General features: G+C 59.1%; 15 protein-coding genes. 10 read left to right on the forward strand and 5 right to left on the reverse strand.

Translation table 11 applies throughout. The features are described from left to right. Window positions 1-131 precede the first annotated feature (131 nt). Together ACVW0R_RS01660 and ACVW0R_RS01665 are read left to right on the forward strand one after the other, a co-directional pair. Entirely contained in the window at window positions 132-317 is a 186-nt protein-coding gene (locus tag ACVW0R_RS01660) for a hypothetical protein (protein WP_457501544.1), read from the forward strand. Next, window positions 310-1,797, forward strand: a complete 1,488-nt coding sequence (locus tag ACVW0R_RS01665; protein WP_099812806.1) for a sodium:solute symporter family protein — start codon at window positions 310-312, stop codon at window positions 1,795-1,797. The genes ACVW0R_RS01660 and ACVW0R_RS01665 overlap by 8 nt, the downstream gene beginning before the upstream one ends. A gap of 60 nt (window positions 1,798-1,857) precedes the next feature. Here ACVW0R_RS01665 and ACVW0R_RS01670 read toward each other — a convergent pair whose 3' ends face one another. Together ACVW0R_RS01670 and clpS are read right to left on the reverse strand one after the other, a co-directional pair. Continuing rightward, a complete protein-coding gene (locus ACVW0R_RS01670) occupies window positions 1,858-2,658 on the reverse strand; it encodes a CPBP family intramembrane glutamic endopeptidase (RefSeq protein WP_457501545.1) in 801 nt (266 codons plus the stop codon). A 15-nt stretch (window positions 2,659-2,673) separates the two neighbouring features. Further along, entirely contained in the window at window positions 2,674-2,955 is a 282-nt protein-coding gene (clpS, locus tag ACVW0R_RS01675) for an ATP-dependent Clp protease adapter ClpS (RefSeq protein ID WP_099812808.1), read from the reverse strand. Between the two features lie 284 nt (window positions 2,956-3,239). On the opposite strand from clpS, the gene ACVW0R_RS01680 reads away from it, so the two are divergent. The 4 genes from ACVW0R_RS01680 to ACVW0R_RS01695 all read left to right on the forward strand — a co-directional run bounded on the left by ACVW0R_RS01680 (window position 3,240) and on the right by ACVW0R_RS01695 (window position 5,413). Continuing rightward, window positions 3,240-3,860, forward strand: a complete 621-nt coding sequence (locus ACVW0R_RS01680) for a PhoD-like phosphatase N-terminal domain-containing protein (protein ID WP_240527812.1) — start codon at window positions 3,240-3,242, stop codon at window positions 3,858-3,860. Then, the gene (locus tag ACVW0R_RS01685; protein ID WP_276307366.1) at window positions 3,838-3,960 is read left to right on the forward strand and encodes a hypothetical protein; all 123 of its coding nucleotides are present in this window, start codon (window positions 3,838-3,840) and stop codon (window positions 3,958-3,960) included. The genes ACVW0R_RS01680 and ACVW0R_RS01685 overlap by 23 nt, the downstream gene beginning before the upstream one ends. A 239-nt stretch (window positions 3,961-4,199) precedes the next feature. Continuing rightward, a complete protein-coding gene (locus ACVW0R_RS01690) occupies window positions 4,200-4,559 on the forward strand; it encodes a hypothetical protein (RefSeq protein WP_414382381.1) in 360 nt (119 codons plus the stop codon). 111 nt (window positions 4,560-4,670) lie between these two features. Beyond that, window positions 4,671-5,413 (forward strand): IS5-like element ISSoc13 family transposase gene (locus tag ACVW0R_RS01695; RefSeq protein WP_076611515.1). Its coding sequence is split into 2 segments (ribosomal slippage): window positions 4,671-4,989 and window positions 4,989-5,413, totalling 744 coding nucleotides; the frame shifts between segments, so codons are not numbered across the junction. Window positions 5,414-5,427: 14 nt separating this feature from the next. Here ACVW0R_RS01695 and ACVW0R_RS01700 read toward each other — a convergent pair. The 3 genes from ACVW0R_RS01700 to ACVW0R_RS01710 all read right to left on the reverse strand — a co-directional run bounded on the left by ACVW0R_RS01700 (window position 5,428) and on the right by ACVW0R_RS01710 (window position 10,249). Beyond that, a complete protein-coding gene (locus tag ACVW0R_RS01700) occupies window positions 5,428-7,593 on the reverse strand; it encodes a glycosyltransferase (protein ID WP_457501546.1) in 2,166 nt (721 codons plus the stop codon). 213 nt (window positions 7,594-7,806) lie between these two features. Beyond that, window positions 7,807-9,741: a cellulose biosynthesis cyclic di-GMP-binding regulatory protein BcsB gene (locus ACVW0R_RS01705; protein ID WP_457501547.1), complete on the reverse strand. Its 1,935-nt coding sequence runs from the start codon at window positions 9,739-9,741 to the stop codon at window positions 7,807-7,809. A gap of 127 nt (window positions 9,742-9,868) precedes the next feature. Then, window positions 9,869-10,249 (reverse strand): cupin domain-containing protein, encoded by a 381-nt coding sequence (locus ACVW0R_RS01710; protein ID WP_457501566.1) that lies wholly within the window; start codon window positions 10,247-10,249, stop codon window positions 9,869-9,871. A 297-nt stretch (window positions 10,250-10,546) separates the two neighbouring features. Between ACVW0R_RS01710 and ACVW0R_RS01715 the strand changes: the two genes are divergently transcribed. From ACVW0R_RS01715 to ACVW0R_RS01730, 4 genes are all read left to right on the forward strand, one after another. Continuing rightward, window positions 10,547-12,166 (forward strand): hypothetical protein, encoded by a 1,620-nt coding sequence (locus ACVW0R_RS01715; RefSeq protein WP_457501548.1) that lies wholly within the window; start codon window positions 10,547-10,549, stop codon window positions 12,164-12,166. Then, the gene (locus ACVW0R_RS01720) at window positions 12,163-13,272 is read left to right on the forward strand and encodes a hypothetical protein (protein ID WP_457501549.1); all 1,110 of its coding nucleotides are present in this window, start codon (window positions 12,163-12,165) and stop codon (window positions 13,270-13,272) included. The genes ACVW0R_RS01715 and ACVW0R_RS01720 overlap by 4 nt, the downstream gene beginning before the upstream one ends. 76 nt (window positions 13,273-13,348) lie before the next feature. Then, the gene (locus tag ACVW0R_RS01725) at window positions 13,349-14,200 is read left to right on the forward strand and encodes a hypothetical protein (protein ID WP_457501550.1); all 852 of its coding nucleotides are present in this window, start codon (window positions 13,349-13,351) and stop codon (window positions 14,198-14,200) included. Between the two features lie 101 nt (window positions 14,201-14,301). Then, window positions 14,302-15,138: a universal stress protein gene (locus tag ACVW0R_RS01730; RefSeq protein WP_457501551.1), complete on the forward strand. Its 837-nt coding sequence runs from the start codon at window positions 14,302-14,304 to the stop codon at window positions 15,136-15,138. Window positions 15,139-15,141 lie beyond the last annotated feature (3 nt).

A 15,141-nucleotide genomic window follows, 5' to 3' on the forward strand; every position in this document is an offset into this window, starting at 1 on the left:
CTGCGCAGTAGTGGCTGTATCTTAAATGATTGGCAAAAGGAACGCTTGGCAAAAAAGCAGGAGATGGGTAGATGTCAGGGTTGGATCCCGCCGGTAACCTTCAAGGATCAAGGCAGCTGCGGTTTGGGCGGATGCGCCAAGCTTGGGTGTGGGGGTTTTATCCCCTGCTGTGGCTGTTGACCTGGGTGGGATCCCGCTCGGCCCAGCCCCAGTTTTTGGGGATCCCGGCCTGGCATTGGCTGGCGGGATTGGCTGTCCTGCTGTTGGTACCTCTTAACTTCTACATTGTGCGCGTTTGCTGGCCTGGAGATGACTGACAGCATTTTAAGTTTGGGTGTGGTGGGGGTGTACTTGCTGCTGCTGGCGGCCATTGGCTTCTGGAGCTATCGCCACAGCGGCCAGGATCCGGTGAGCTATTTTTTGGCAGGGCGGGGGTTGGGATCCCTGGCTCTAACTTTGACGACGCTGGCCACCTTGCTCAGCGCCTTTACCTTCATTGGGGTGCCGGCAGATGCCTATACCCATGGCCTAGGGATCTTCCTGGGGGTGGGGGTGACCACCGCCCTCATTTCGGGGCTGTTTTTGTGGGTGGGCTACCGGGTATGGCTAGCAGCCCAACACTTTGGCTTCATCACCCCTTCCGAGTTTTTCGGCCACCGCTTCAACAGCCCTCTTTTGGCTCTACTCTACTGCCTTAGCGCCCTGACGTTTACCGCCCCCTACATCAGCATCCAGATCATTGGCGGAGCCCGCACCCTGGCGGCGGTGTTGGGGGAGGGGATCCCCTATTGGCCCCTGGCGGTGGTGGTGGCCTTGGTGATCTTGGGCTATGTCCTCTTCGGCGGCTCCCAGGCGGTGGTCTGGACGGACGTGGTGCAGGGGATCATCTTGGTTTTGGGGATGGGGGTGGCTCTTGTGGCAGTGGCTTTGAGGTGGGGCCAGGAGGCTGGCAGCCAGTTGGATCCCTGGCTGAGCTTGCCGGGCCCGCAGGGGCGCTGGAGCTGGCAGACGCTGCTTGGCAACCAGCTGCTGTTTTTCATGGCCACGCCCCTTTTTCCCCAGTTTTTCCAGCGCTTCTACATGGCCAAAAGTGCCCGTCCCTTCCAGACTCTGATGGTGGTCTGGCCGCTGCTCATTCTGCTGGTGTTTTTCCCGGCAGCCCTCATTGGCGTCTGGGGCCGGCTGGCTTTTCCTAACCTGCAGCAGCCGGACCAGATCATGCCGCTGATGTTGCAGAGCTTGCCCAGCGGCGTGGCGGCAGTGGTGATTACAGCCGCGCTGGCGGCTTTGATGTCCACGGCGGACTCGCAACTGCTCACGGCCAGCTCCCTAGTGACGCGGGATCTGGTGGTCACCTTCCTCAAGCGCCCGCTTTCCCCGCACCAGGAGGAGCTGTTGGGCCGCTGGGTGGTGCTGGGGATTGGGCTGGTCTCCTTTGCCATTGCCGTCAGGCCGCCGGGGCTGATTGCCCAGATTGCCACCTGGAGCTTCCAGGGCAACGCCATGCTCTTTCCCGTCTTGATCGCCGGCCTGTACTGGAAGCGGGCGACTCGCGCCGGGGCCGTGGCCGGAGCTTTGGTCTCCAGCGGCCTCACCTTGGGCTGGCTGTCGGGCCTGTTGCCCAAAGGCTGGACGGGCGGCTGGCTGCCGGTCATCCCGGCGGTGGTCGCCGGCACAGCCGTGCTGGTGGTGGTCAGCCTGCTAACCCAGCCCGACCGGGAGAGGGTGGCCGCCTACTATGAGAACGGCCCTTGGGCGGAGGAAGGGATCCCGGAATCTTCAGTTGTCTCGACCTAGATGGCGGCCCTCACCCCCAGCCCCTCTCCCTCAGGGAGAGGGGAGATGCTGCGGCGCTGCTCAGCTTCTGCCGGCAGCCAACCCCTTGAGAACAAGGAAGGTGCCGACTAGGAAGAACAGGCCCATCAAGCCGGCCAGCGGGTTGCCGCCGATGCCGGTGAGCCACTCTGACGCTTTGCCGGTGTATTCGATCCAAGCCAAGTTGTTGACCCAGGTGATGCCCCACACCCAGCCGGCGTGCAGCCCCAGGCTGAGTCCTAGCTTGTTTTGGTTCCACACCTTGGCCTGGGCCAGCAGCAAGCCCATCAGCCATAGCCCCGGAAACTGGGGCCAGGTGGCGAGAATCTCCGCCAGCGGCTTTAAGAAATGGGCCAAAGCAAAGAGAAGGCTGGATCCCCACAGAGCGCTTGTCCAGCCGTAGTCCAAGGCCATCTCCTGCAGCAGCCAACCGCGGAACAACAGCTCTTCCGCCAGCGCCACCGCCAGGCCCACCCCTAACCCCAGCAAGCCATAGCCGAGCAGGGATCCCCCTGCCACCGGCTGCCAGCTCAGCCAGCCCAGGGCACCCTCTAGGCCAAAGAGCAGAAAAAGCCCCCCGACCCCGATCCCCAGGCCCCACAGGATCCCGCCCCGACAGGCCCAACTGCTATCTAGCCCATAGGCAGCAAATCCAGATCCCCACAGCCCCAGCCAGACCAGCAGCAAGGCATACAGGGGCAGCCACAGGTACTCCCGTCGTTCAGGAAGAAGCCAACTCCCCAGCCCGAGCAACGGCAGCCAGGCCAAGAGCGGGATCCCCAAAAACAGCAACAGCCGCAGCGGCAAGGGGAAAGCCTTGAGTTTTGCAATCAGCAGGCCCACCCCAACCGCTCCTGCTTAGCGTTCCGGCTCAATGGAACTGGTCAGGCCATGTTGCCGCAACTGTTCGCAGTAAAACTCCGCGTGCTCCCGCGGCACCACGATCACCACAGCAACACCGTTGTTGTGGGCCTCTAGCATGATCTCGGTGGCTTGCGGCGGCATCATCGCCGGGATCACCTTCACCAGCACCTGCACCACGTACTCCATGGTGTTGACATCGTCGTTGTGCAGCAACACCCGGTACATGGGCATGTGCTTCGGGGTTACAGAAGGCTTGACCAGGGTCTCTGTAGCCACAACGATCCCTCCTTCGGCAGGGTCAACAAGAAGTCTAAGGAACGCAAAACCGCAAAAATGGGGCAAAAGCAGGAAAAACTGTAATGAAATTTTAGCCTTCTCAGCAAGCTCTGTGAAAAGGCCGTGGGGAACCTGGGCGCAGGGGTCAGAGCCGTTAAACCAACCCTAACCCAGCCTTCACCTGCCCACAACCTCAGCTTGGGGGCAAAGGTGCTTGACTAAAAAGGCGATTGGCCTCTGCTGCGGATCCCTTTACATTTGCCTGCGTCCCTGAGGTGGGCCCTATGAGTTCCCTGCGTTCCCGTCGCTTTTTCCTGCAACTGCTTATGTTTGGAGGTGGGGCAGCCGCCCTGGCTGCCTGTGGGGGCACCTCCAGTTCCTCCATTCCCCCCCTGGGAGTGCCTGGATTTCCCCAAGGGGTATTTGCCGGGGATCCCACCGCAGAAGGGGCGGTGCTTTCCACGCGGGTGATCCCGGCCAGTGCAACAGACACGGTTGCGGTGACGTTGCAGGTGGCTGAGAATTCCGAGTTCAACCCCATTTCGCAACAAGTTTCGCTTACTGCTCGCCGTGTGGCGGGCCGCAACTACCGCACTGAGCCAGGCGACTACATTGCTCGTGCCGTCGTCACCGGCTTGAGGCCAGCGCAGCGCTACTTCTACCGGTTTGTCAGCGAGGGGTTTACCAGTCCCGTGGGACAGTTCCGCACCCTGCCGGCTCCTGGAGATGGACGACCCATTCGCTTCTTACACATCAGTTGTGCCAACGAGCCTCCCTTTCCTAATTGTGAACGGCTTTTTGGCACCGGTGAACCCGACCAATCCGCAAGTGAGCGGGATCCCAGGGGTAACCACAGGCAACCTGCGCTTTTTGGAGCTGGCGGTGCCCAACTACAACGTTATTGAAGTGTCCGGCAGCCGCTGCACCATTCAAATCAAAGGCCCCGCCGGCAATGTCTTGACGGATCCCTTAGGGCGAAGGGGGGAACTGAATTTGCCGCAATGAGAAGTCGGCCAGACCGATGCGGGAGCTTCGCCGGATTTCTGGTCAGAATTGAGGGATCCCTGCTCTACTCGGGATCCCTTTTTTTGTAACTCTTTTTCGCGATTTTCAGCATGAGATTCTTAAGATCCTTAACGTGATCTGAATCATTCGGGAGAAACGGATCTGGGTGCTAGAGTGTGGGCGTTGAGGTGGATCCCTGTAGAAAATCTATCTCCGTTTTTCAGTAGGAGGGCAGTCTTATGGCTTCGGTGCGGGGCTGGTTGGTGGCAAGCTTAATAGGAGCGGCCACAGTTATCGGGGGCGCTGCCGCCTGGGCTCAGAGCCGTAGTTTGTGGCTTTTTAATGGACAATCGACCGTAGTTACAGGCTATTTCTACCGAGGTGAAAACATCTGGGCGCAGTGCGACCAGGATTGCTTCGATGTGGATCTGGTGCTTTACGATGCCAGCGGTCAGGTGGTGGCTGCAGACGAACTGTTGGACGATTTCCCCATCGTGCAGGCGCCCTACGAGGGCAACTTTTCTGTCAAGGTGATCATGGCTAGCTGTCTTCACCCCAGTGGTTGTGCTGTGATCGTAGACTCGGACTACAGCTTCTAGAAGGGTGCTGGCTGTCCTCACTTCGCTGCTACTGCTTAGGAACTCAGTCCGTAGCCTAGGTCGTGTTGATCTTATGTTAGGATAGAGAGAATAGTTTATAGAGGAAAGAGGATGAAGTTGGTTTTTTTAGATGAAAACAAATGGCAGAAGATATTGGCTTTTTTACAGACAGAAGAGAGAGTTAACATTGGGAAAGAAGCAAACTGCAAACAGTTTATTGAAGCAGTTCTTTGGATAGCCCGTTCCGGTGCTCCTTGGCGCTACCTCCCAGAAGGATATGGCAAATGGTACACCATCTATCAAAGATTCCACCGGTGGAGTCGTTTTGGAGTGTGGGAACGGATGTTCAAGTATTTTATTGACGACCCTGATTTAGAGCATCTCATTATTGATTCAACCATGGTTCGAGCGCACTCCTGTGCTGCCGGAAAAAAGGGGAGCAAGCTTTGGGGAGAAGCCGAGGCGGATACAGCACCAAGATTCATGTGAGTGTAGATGGGTTGGGAAATCCGCTGGAATTGAGAATAACTGGCGGAGAAAAGAGCGATATTACTCAAGGGGAAGAATTGATAGAGGGCTGGCAGAGAAAGGATACCAAAGTAATTGGGGATAAAGGATATGATGCGGATAAGTTGATTGAGAAGATAGGGGAAGCTCAAGCGGTTATTCCGCCTAAAAGGAATAGAAAGACGCAGCGGCATTATGACAAGCATCTGTATAAAGAGAGGCATTTAATCGAATGCTTTTTTCATAAGTTAAAGCAGTACCGGCATCTATTTTCTCGTTTTGACAAATTGGCCAGAAACTTCTTGAGTTTTCTCTATCTCGTCAGTGCTCTCTTTTGGCTCAAATGAAAGATCAACACAACCTAGGCTGCTTTGTGAGCAGCTTCCTGGACTTTGGCGTGGGTAAACTTGCTCAGGCCGTGGATGGTCTTTTCCCAGTAGAAGGGCTTGGTAAAGAGCTGCCACAGGGCCATGTAAGCTGCCATAGAGTGCAGTTGCCAGTAGATGGGGTTGAGCAGAGCATAGAAAGCCAGATCGTAGTAACCGCGGCGGAAGACCGCGACCAGGTTCAGGTAAATCCCAATGGCGTTGCCCACCAGGAGGTTAAACAAGCCCAGATAAACCAGCCAACTGGGAAATAGGTTTTGCAGCCAATGGGCGCGGGTGAGCAGCCAGTAAATAAACAGCAGCCACATGATGGGGCTGGTGAGAAAGGTAAAGAAGCTGCCCCCGATAAAAAATTGGTAGGCCAGCCAGTTTTTGAGGCCCAGCTTGCGCAAGGAGCGCAGGGGGTTGCGGTTGTGGACCAGCCAAGTTTGCATGTAGCCCTTGATCCAGCGGGAGCGCTGCCGGATCCAGTTTTTGAGGGCACAGTTGGCCTCTTCGTAGGTGGTGGAGTTGATCACCCCTACCGTGTAGCCGTGCTGGCTGGCGCGGATGCCTAGATCGGCGTCTTCGGTAACGTTAAAGGGATCCCACCCCTGCAATTCCCGCAGGCGGTCGGTGCGGAAATGGTTGCTCGTGCCTCCCAGGGGGATGGGCATTTTCAGAGTTTCCAAGCCTGGCAGGAGGTAGTCAAACCAGTAGGAATACTCCAGCGTAAACATGCGGGTGAGGAAGTTCTCGTTGCGGTTGAAGTAATTGAGAGCAGCCTGGACGCAGACCAAGCTGGGATCCCCTTTTTTGAAGGCGATGACTGCTTTTTTGAGTTGGTCGGGGTCGGGGATATCCTCAGCGTCGTAGATGGTGAGGTATTCGCCGCGGGCAAAGGCTAGGCCATAGTTGCAGGCTTTGGGTTTGGTCTTGGGCTTGCTATCTGGCACGATGAGTAGGCGCACGTAGCGGGGGGGCTTGGCGGCCCGAGCGGCTTCGATGGTGGCCTGGTCGTTTTCCTCCAGTAAGATAATCACATCCAAGCGCTCGTGGGGGTAGTCCAGCTTGGAGAGGGAGTTGATGAGAATCGGGATGACTTCTGGCTCTTTGTAGACCGGCACCAGGATGGTGTAGATGGGCAAGGTGCGGTCATCGAGGGCGGCCACTTCTTCATCGGTAATCTGGTGGAAGCGATCGGCGGATCCCACTAGGCTGAGCACGAACTTAAAGAAGATCGAGGCTACATAGAAGAGATTGACCAACAACACCAAAATCGTCAGGGTTGTCCAAGGAGCACTGGCCAACCCCCACAGCAGCAGCACCAGCAGGCCGTAGCCTACCGCAATTTGGGAGGGGGTAAACACCCGCGAGGCCGATTCCTCCGGCAGACGGGTCAGCAGCTTGTACACCGCCTCTTGGCTGAAGCGGGATCCCTGGTCTTGGCTGAGCAGTTGCGTGATATCCTGCTCGGTGCCCAGCACCTTTTCAATCCGCAAGCCTGGCCGCCAGCTGTAGAGCAGCTCATCCACCACCCAGTCCAGGGGGTCATTGACCATCACTGTAAGGGTGTGCTCATCCGTCCAGCTCAAGGGGTAGAAGAGGTGGCGCATCATCACCTCGGGATCAAACTGCCGGCTCAGGCTCTCGTCGCGGTGGAGCAGCCCTGTCCCCATTAGTTCTGAGACAGCGGGGTAGCCCAGCAAATGGGCTAGGATGCTGAGATACTCGGGGGTGGAGAGGTAGCTCAGCCGGGTCAGCACCTGCCCCAGGCTGGAGCCGGTGCGGCGGCGGATCTCCAAAGCCTGCTGCCACTGCTCTAAGGTAAGACGGCTGCCCAGCAGCTCGGCGGCCAGCTTGCGCTCAAGGATGACCGTCAGGATCTGCTTTTCAGTGGCTGGGATCTCCCAGAGTTTTTCTGCTTCCGGGCACAGGTGTTTCACAGACTGCCAAATGGCGGGGAAGCCCGGCTCTTCTGTGGCCACCACAACAGTTTGCGGGTCGAGCCAGCCACAGGGCAAAAAGCGCACCGGCACCAGATCGATAGGCTCAATCAGCCAAGGCAGCTCTGGATCTAGGGAGTGCTTGAGCAGCCAGTCTCTCAGCCTAGGCCGGTCCAGAATCTGGCGACACAAGTTGACAAACTTGCCCGGGTGCATGACTCGCAAGCTCCAAAGAGCCCTAGGCAAGGAGCAACTAGCTGCTTCGCGATACTCCTCAGCCTCAGCCAATTGCTGCCGGGTAAGGTAGCCCGTGCGCAAAAGCGAGGATTTGAGGGACTGGAGCATGGCTGGAAACCCTATTCGCGCAAGTGGGACGGAGTCCTTGCTTGGCTCAAGTCTGGTTTAACCGGAAGTCCTCTGCCAACCCCCCTAGGAAAGGGTGGGCGACTCAGGGCGGCGGGCCAAGCGTTGGTAGACATTCCAGGCCCCTACTGCCAGCAGGAGAGCCAGCACTAGCACCAGCCAGTAGCGGTACTGCCACAACAGGAGCTGCCAACTGAAGCGACCAGGGTAGCGCACTCGATAGCCTGCCGGCGTGAGATCCCAGCTCTGTACTTGGGTGAGATCGGGGGCAGCGGCATAGGCGGTGAGCACGTTTCCCTGTAGCTGGTTGGCCAGGCGGGTGCGCGGATCGGCAAGGCCGCGGCTGAGGCGCTCTGCCAAAGCCGGGTCAGATCCCCACCAGGAAAGCCAAAGGTTCGGCTTACCTTTCAGGAGAAAGTACTGCAAAAGGCCGAGGTTTTCTTGAGGCTGAGCGGCCAAGGCCACCTGCTGGTTGAGGGGATTGATGATTTCAAACTGGGATCCCAGCCGGATGGGGCTATTAAGCTCCACCTGATCTGGCCCAGCCACGATCACCTGCCAGGCAAAGTTCCCCGTCTCCAGGTTGGCTTCCTCTTTGGGCAAAACCTCAAGGGTGGGCAGCAGGGGTCGGGCGGCCAGCCGGCTGAGGGCACCGACCAGGTAGGCGGCAGCCGGCAGCAGTTGGGGATCCCCCAGCCCAACCCGTCCAGATCCCTGCAGCACCGCCGGGATCTCCTGCAGCTCGCCGTTGGGGGCTTGGTAGCCACTCCAGAGAAGGCCAGAGCTATCGGAACGCACTTGCAAGGTCAGCGGGGTCAGGGATCCCTGGCAATTACCGAGGCTGGCGCCATAGTCAAAGCGGAGCTCCAGTTGGTTGAAGCGGCGCAACAGGCGGGTGGGCAGGGTCACAGTTTCGTTGAGCTGGGTGCGCCCGGTTAGGTTGTAGGTGCGCAGCAGAACGCCATTCAAGAACACGTAGCCCGTCAGGCGATCCCCGGCTCGGCCATCCACCGGGTTCATGATCACATCCAGTTGCGCTGCCAGATCCCGTGGGCGCCCCCCCAGTTGAGATAGGTTGAAGTTGAACACCAGCGACTGGCTGCCAAACCCCCGCAGCAGGGGATCCACAATCCCCAGCTCACGGAAGCTGAGGCGGTTGGCCCTGAGAGCCCTCTCCAAATCGGCTACTGCTGCCACCTGGATCCCTCGGCTCACCAGACCTGCCCGCTTCCACTCCTCGTAGAGGGCAAGAATGGACTCGCGGCGGGCGGCTACCCGTAGGCGGGATCCCTCGGGGGTAATTTCATGCTGCAGGTGGGGGGTGAAGTTGGCCGGTTCTAGGGTAACCTGAGCTCCTGCAACCGGGCGGTTGCTCCAGAGAATAGGGGTCTGGGGAAAGAGGTGGGAAAGCAAGCTATAGAGCCAAAGGGCCGCTTCTGCGGCTTCAGGAGTGAGGTTGGCTGGCACCACCAGAGTAAGCTGAGGGTATACCAGGCGCAGAAAGCCAGCCACCGTGGTATCCGGAACGCGGGGCACCAACTCAAAGAAACTGTCCCGCCCCACCGTCAGCAACAGATTGCCGGTGTTGAGATCGGCGCAGATGTCATCGCTGATGCTCAAAAAAGGCTGGACGGAGACAGTAATAAAGCGCTCACCAGGGGGCAGATCTGAGATCGGCACCCGCACCACCGGCTCCTGCCGCAAATCTCGCACCAGAAAGATCCCGGCCAGCTCGTCGTTAATGAGCACCCGCACGGTGGAAGTCGGCTTCAGCACCGGTGAGGGCTCCAGCCGCAACTGCACAAAGCTGGCCTCGGGGTCAAGGCCGTTGAGGGGGGCAGGGACAGTAACATCCAGGCGCGGGTTAGCTCCTTGCAGCAGCACCGACCGCTCGTAGCCTAGCCTTTGGAAAGAAAGGAGCTCTGCCTGTACTGCCTCTACCGGCACGCAGCACAGCAAACTGGCAACGAGCAGCGCCCATTGTTTTCTCTTCTGGCTCACCCTTTTCCTTGTTTGTTTGGATCCCTAGACATGCACAGACAAAGCCTAGCGCTAAGGTGGGAGCAGCCGTCCAGGCTTCAGAAGTTATTAGCCGGCCACAAGAGAGCCCTTCTGTCTTGGGCCTACCCTATGTGCGAGCGTAGTCGTCCTCGAAGCGTACAATATCGTCCTCTCCCAAATATTCCCCGTTTTGCACCTCGATGACGACCAAAGGGGTAGTGCCAGGGTTTTCCAGGCGGTGCTTGGTGCAGGGGGGAATGTAGGTGGATTCGTTGGAGCTCAGCAGCATCACCTCTTCTCCACGGGTAACCTTCGCTGTGCCCCTGACCACGATCCAGTGCTCGCTGCGGTGGTAGTGCATCTGCAGGCTGAGGCGATGGCCGGGCTTGACCTCGATGCGCTTGATCTTATACATCGGGCCTTCATCCAAGACGCAGAAGGAGCCCCAGGGGCGGGTCTCAGCCTGGGAGGGCAAAAGCTCCAGCGCCGGAATTGCCGCGTCGTTCATGTCCCGCGCAGACTGTAGCATTGAGGTCACACCCTGTTCCCGTTCAAAGACCTTCCTATCTTCACCTGCAGCCCAGCAACTTTTCATCGACCATTTTGCTGAACCCAATACGCCAAAATGCGTAGAAGAAACGCCTCGAAAATACGGCTCTGCAGGGATCCCCAAAAACACCCACCCATCACCCAATGGTTTTTCTGAAGCTTGTTGGCATCCAGTCGCTTTTGGGATTCTCTAGAGGATCCAAGTCTCCCAGCTCAATTGTTAAGTTTAGTAGTTGAATTTGTTTACGAAGCATCTATGTTTGCAACTCAGCTTAAAGCCTTCTGGAGGCTCTTTGCGCCCATCGGGATCCCGTTGCTGCTCCTAGCTGGCCTTTTGTGGGGGCTCAAGGAAGGCTGGGGCTGGGTAAGCCTGGAGATGCAGTTTCTTGGCTACAAGGGATCCGTAGCCGCCCTGGGGCCGGATCCGCGCCTGCCCATTGTCGGCACCACTTTCCCCCCCTCCCTGGTGCTGGCCACGGCCATTTTGGGGCGATCGCCGCTGTTGCTGCAGGCCATTTTGGGAGCCCTGTTGTTGGGCTGGATGGGGCAACAGTTGCGCCGTCTGCCCGCCGGCCTGGGGTGGCGCTGGCTGTGGGGCTTGTTGCTGCTACTGCAGCCGGCTTTGATCCTGATGCTGCTGCGTAGCCCCACCTGGACAGCTACCTCGCTTTTGCTGGGGGTGAACATGGCCTTGTTGTTTCCCCTGGCCGATGAGAAACAAGCAGTGGAGAAGGATGAGCTGCCCGTTACGCTGCGGCTGCTGCTCATTGGCCTGACCTTGGGGCCTCTGATGGTGCTGCGCTGGGAAAGTAGCTGGCTGCTGCCCTGGCTGGCGATAGCACTGCTATTGGCTTTTCGCCGCGAATCCTGGGGCTTTCGCTGGACTTCGCTTTTGGTGGCAGGCTTTGTCAGTCTGGCCTTGATCCTGAGCTGGCTGTACGTCAACTGGCTGTCGGTAGGGGATCCCTGGGCTTTCACCTACCAGGTGGGCAGCGGTCTGCGGCTGCCGCAATTGCGGGAAGACTTGCAGCAGGCGGGTGGCTGGCGGGGGGTGCTGGAGGCTGGGAAATGGCTGGCGGTGCTGGCTCCTGCCTATTTGCTGTTGGGGATGGGATCCCTGTTGGGTCACGGTTTGGGCCGTCGCGTCTGGATCTTGATCTGGGGGATGCCGCTGGTGATCCTCTTAGCTTCTCTGGGGCAAGGGCTGTTTCTGCCAGAGCTATGCCGTTTTGCTGTTTTCTGGGTACCCTTGCCTCTTGGGATGAGCGCCTACCTCGCTCGTGGAGCTGGTTCCCGTTGGGCTAAGTGCCTGTTGATCACCGCTCTCTTGGGGCTGAACTGCCTCACTGCCGGTTATGGGGTGAGCCAAGAGCCGGGTTTCCTCATGCCCCTGGTGGCTGAGGAGCGGGATCTCTGGGAGCGGCTGGTGGCAGGGGTAGTGCCCCTTAGTGGCGAGTTGGAAGCTGCCCAAAACCTGTATGGAGTAACCTCTGCTGGGCAAGCCCTAGAAGACTGGCGGAGGCTGCGGCAGGAAAAGCGCCAGGTTGGGCAGTATCTCTATCGCCACCTGTTGCCCGGACAAAAAGTGCTGGTGGACGACGACATCCACTTTGAGGCTATCTTTTGGGCAAGGGATCCCCGCTCTTTCCTTACTCCTCACCAGTACGAGTTTGCCCTGGCCCTTCAGCATCCCCAGGAAAGGGTGGACTACCTCTTGGTAGCGGGGCTGGCGGATCCCTTGCGGAGCGCCGATCGCATCCTGCAATTTTGGCCTGAGCTCAATTTTGAGGGGCTGCCGGGCTTCAGGGAGGTTTATAGCTCCCCCAAAGTGCGGCTGTGGGCCCGCCAGCTAGAGCTTGAGGAGGAGAAGGGATGAGCTGGGGACGACAATGGCCGAGGCGACAGGTGCTGCAGATGGGCGGAGCGCTGCTAGCTGCCTATGGAGTTGCCGGCTGTGGTCAAGGCTCCGAAAACGTTGCCCCTGGGAACCTGAACTTGTCAAAGCTGCTGGCCCGCTGGGAAGTGGGCATCGGGGCAGATCCCGGTCGCTTTCTCTGGGAGATTGAGTCGGATCCTCAGGTGGCGGCGGTGGCGCAGGGGTGGGATCCCCATTTCCTGAGTGGCTGGCTCAACAGCTTTGATCACCGCCAGGGGGATCTCTCCTTCTGGCGCAACTGGCACCAGGCCGGGCTTCTGCGGCAGTGGTTTGAGCGGGGCTATACCCTCCACATCATCACCTGGGAAGACGACACCCACCGCCCCTGCGGCGATTACCACATCTCCAAGCAGTTTGTCCAGGATGTAGCCGAATTGGCCGGCTATATCGCTCAAGCCAACCCCCAAGGCCGCCCTACCTATTGGAGCCTGGCCACGGAGTTTTCCTATTGGCGGATCCCTGCCGATACCTACAACGCCGACACTGCCCCCTACTACCAGGCTCTCATGCGCAACGTCCTAAGAGCTCGCCAGGCCATCAAGGAGCGTTTGCCAGAGGCCGAAGTGGCCCTCTGTTGGGGCGGGTGGATTGCCACCTTTGACGATCCCCAGCGCGGGTCGGGGCGCAGCATGGTGGAGCCCTTTGCCGAGACCCTGAGCCGGATGGACGGGATCGCCTTCCAGTCGATGCGCCAGCGGCGGCCAGGGGAGTTTAACCCAGAGCTGAACGGGCCGGATCCGGGCAACCCGGAGCAGATCCGTCTCTGCTGCCGCCTCTTTGCCCCCATCCACCGCAACTTGATGCTGGCCCACTACGAGCCCTCGATTAAGGACAAACATCCCAACGGCGGTCGGGCCGACACGGTCCAGGTGGACTTTGCCATCATGAGCCGGCGGGAGTGGCTGCAGGAGGTGTCGCAACTGGGGCTGCGGCGCATGTCTCTCATGCACTACGGCCTCTACAAGGGGGATCCCTATGGGGCGCTGACAGCAGCGCGGCAATTCCGGGCCCGGGTAGGTTTGCCGGCTGTTGCCAGGAGGGTGTAGCCGTGGAGACGAGGACCCAAAACGGCCTTTGGCAGATACAATCCCCCTTGGCGGCGCTGTTGTTGGGGATCCCCAGATGAAGCCTTTTGCCATAGCAAGAAGCTGGCTGCTGGGCCTAAGCCTTGTCTTGGGTCTGGAGCTGCCAGCCTGGGCAGGCTGTGGCTTTCCTCGCGGAGAAGGGAAGACGTTTTTCTCGCTGCAGCCTGAGGTGTACCAACCCCGCACCCGCTTTGACCAGGGAGGACGCCTGCAGCAGGCCCTTTCCGAGTACGGCGAGACCCGCCTTAACCTGTTTGGCGAAACTGGCCTCAGCGATCGCCTCACTCTCAACCTCAACACCAGCTATGTTTTTTTGGAAAATCGCTTTGCTAGCGGCGACCAGCTTGTAACCCAGCGCAACCAGGGCCTGCGGGATCTGGAACTGGGCCTGCGCCATACTTGGGGGAACGGGGATCCCTTTTTCTCAGCTCAGTTGACGGCCCTCATCCCGCCTGGATACGCCACCGAAAATACCCCCCTGCCCTTGGGGTACGGAGTCTTTGGCTACGACTTCAGCTTAGGAGCGGCAGCCAATGTCGAGCTGGGATCCCTGCCCGCCTTTTTCGACTCTTGTCTTACGTTCCGGGACTACCTGGGCTATCCCGGCGATCGCCTCAAGGCCAACTTAACCCTTGGGGCTGATTTGACTCCTGAGCTGCAGGCCATCCTGGCTTTGGATGGAGATTTCACCCTGGGCAACGGTGCGCCTTTGTTGTTCGGGGATTTGGCCGTTCAGGATCCCAACTACGACAGCCTCAAGCTCTCCGGCCAGCTCAACTGGCGACTAGAGGGAGGGTTAACGCTGGGCCTAGGAGGGTTTCAATTCTTGACTGGTCGCAACACCAATGCCGGCGGCGGCTTCACCGGCTATGTGTGGCTGAGTTACTAAAACCCAACAAAATGTTGCGGGATATCCGCCTCGGTAACAGGGATCCGCAGCGCCAGATCTAGGATGAGTCTTGGCAGCTGTTGGCCAGGAGAACGGATCCCATGCCTCGCTTTGAAAACATCATTGCCGCCATCGACGGCAGCGGCCCCACCGAGCAAATGGTGCATACCCTTCTGTCTCTGCCGGCCTTTGCCCAGTGCCACGTGACATTGCTGCATGCGGTGCCTTCCCAGACCTCTGCCGAGGAGATGCGAGCTGCCTGGCAAAAGGGGCAGGAGCTGCTGGCCAAAACCCTGCAGAGTTTTCCCGCCCAGCCCGGCGTCAAAATCACCACCCAACTGGTGGAAGGGGATCCCAAGGTGGTGGTGCTGCAGGTGGCCGAGTCCCTGCCCGATCCCCTGATTGTCATGGGATCGCGGGGGCGCAACCGCATCATGGCCATTTTGCAGAACTCGGTGAGCCAATACGTGTTCCAGCTCGCCTCCTGCCCCATGCTGCTGGTCAAAGACGACGCCTACGTCAAATACCCCAGCCACGTCATGGTGGCCCTCAACAACTCCCCCGCCGCCCAGGCCGCCTTTGCCACGGCCCTGGATCTGGTTGCCGGCATCCCAGGGGCCCAGATCTTTTTGGCCTCGGTGCAACTGGATGCCGATGCCCAAGGCCGGGACGAGGCTTTGGATAAGGCCATTGCCACCCTCAAAAGCCGCCAAATCCCCCACCGAGTGTTAACTGCCGTCGGCGATCCCGGCGCCGAGATCGTGCGCCTGGCGGAAGAGAGCAAGGCCGACCTGCTGGTGATGGGATCCCCAGATCGCCGGCCCAGCATTGCCCGCAGCATCCCCGATTTGGATCGCCTGCTGGGGCGCTCCATCTCCGACTATGTGCGGGTGCACATCGGCTGCCCCGTGCTGATGGTGCGGTCTGCTCAAGACTAGAGA

The sequence above is a fragment of the Thermostichus sp. MS-CIW-15 genome, assembly GCF_054060575.1.

Excerpts from the sequence above, each read along its gene's own strand:
- ACVW0R_RS01730 (WP_457501551.1), top strand. The coding sequence starts at position 14,302 with ATGCCTCGCTTTGAAAACATCATTGCCGCCATCGACGGCAGCGGCCCC.
- ACVW0R_RS01660 (WP_457501544.1), top strand. The coding sequence starts at position 132 with ATGCGCCAAGCTTGGGTGTGGGGGTTTTATCCCCTGCTGTGGCTGTTG.
- ACVW0R_RS01725 (WP_457501550.1), top strand. The coding sequence starts at position 13,349 with ATGAAGCCTTTTGCCATAGCAAGAAGCTGGCTGCTGGGCCTAAGCCTT.
- ACVW0R_RS01700 (WP_457501546.1), bottom strand. The coding sequence starts at position 7,593 with ATGCACCCGGGCAAGTTTGTCAACTTGTGTCGCCAGATTCTGGACCGG.
- ACVW0R_RS01665 (WP_099812806.1), top strand. The coding sequence starts at position 310 with ATGACTGACAGCATTTTAAGTTTGGGTGTGGTGGGGGTGTACTTGCTG.
- ACVW0R_RS01690 (WP_414382381.1), top strand. The coding sequence starts at position 4,200 with ATGGCTTCGGTGCGGGGCTGGTTGGTGGCAAGCTTAATAGGAGCGGCC.
- ACVW0R_RS01720 (WP_457501549.1), top strand. The coding sequence starts at position 12,163 with ATGAGCTGGGGACGACAATGGCCGAGGCGACAGGTGCTGCAGATGGGC.
- ACVW0R_RS01680 (WP_240527812.1), top strand. The coding sequence starts at position 3,240 with ATGAGTTCCCTGCGTTCCCGTCGCTTTTTCCTGCAACTGCTTATGTTT.
- ACVW0R_RS01710 (WP_457501566.1), bottom strand. The coding sequence starts at position 10,249 with ATGAACGACGCGGCAATTCCGGCGCTGGAGCTTTTGCCCTCCCAGGCT.
- ACVW0R_RS01715 (WP_457501548.1), top strand. The coding sequence starts at position 10,547 with ATGTTTGCAACTCAGCTTAAAGCCTTCTGGAGGCTCTTTGCGCCCATC.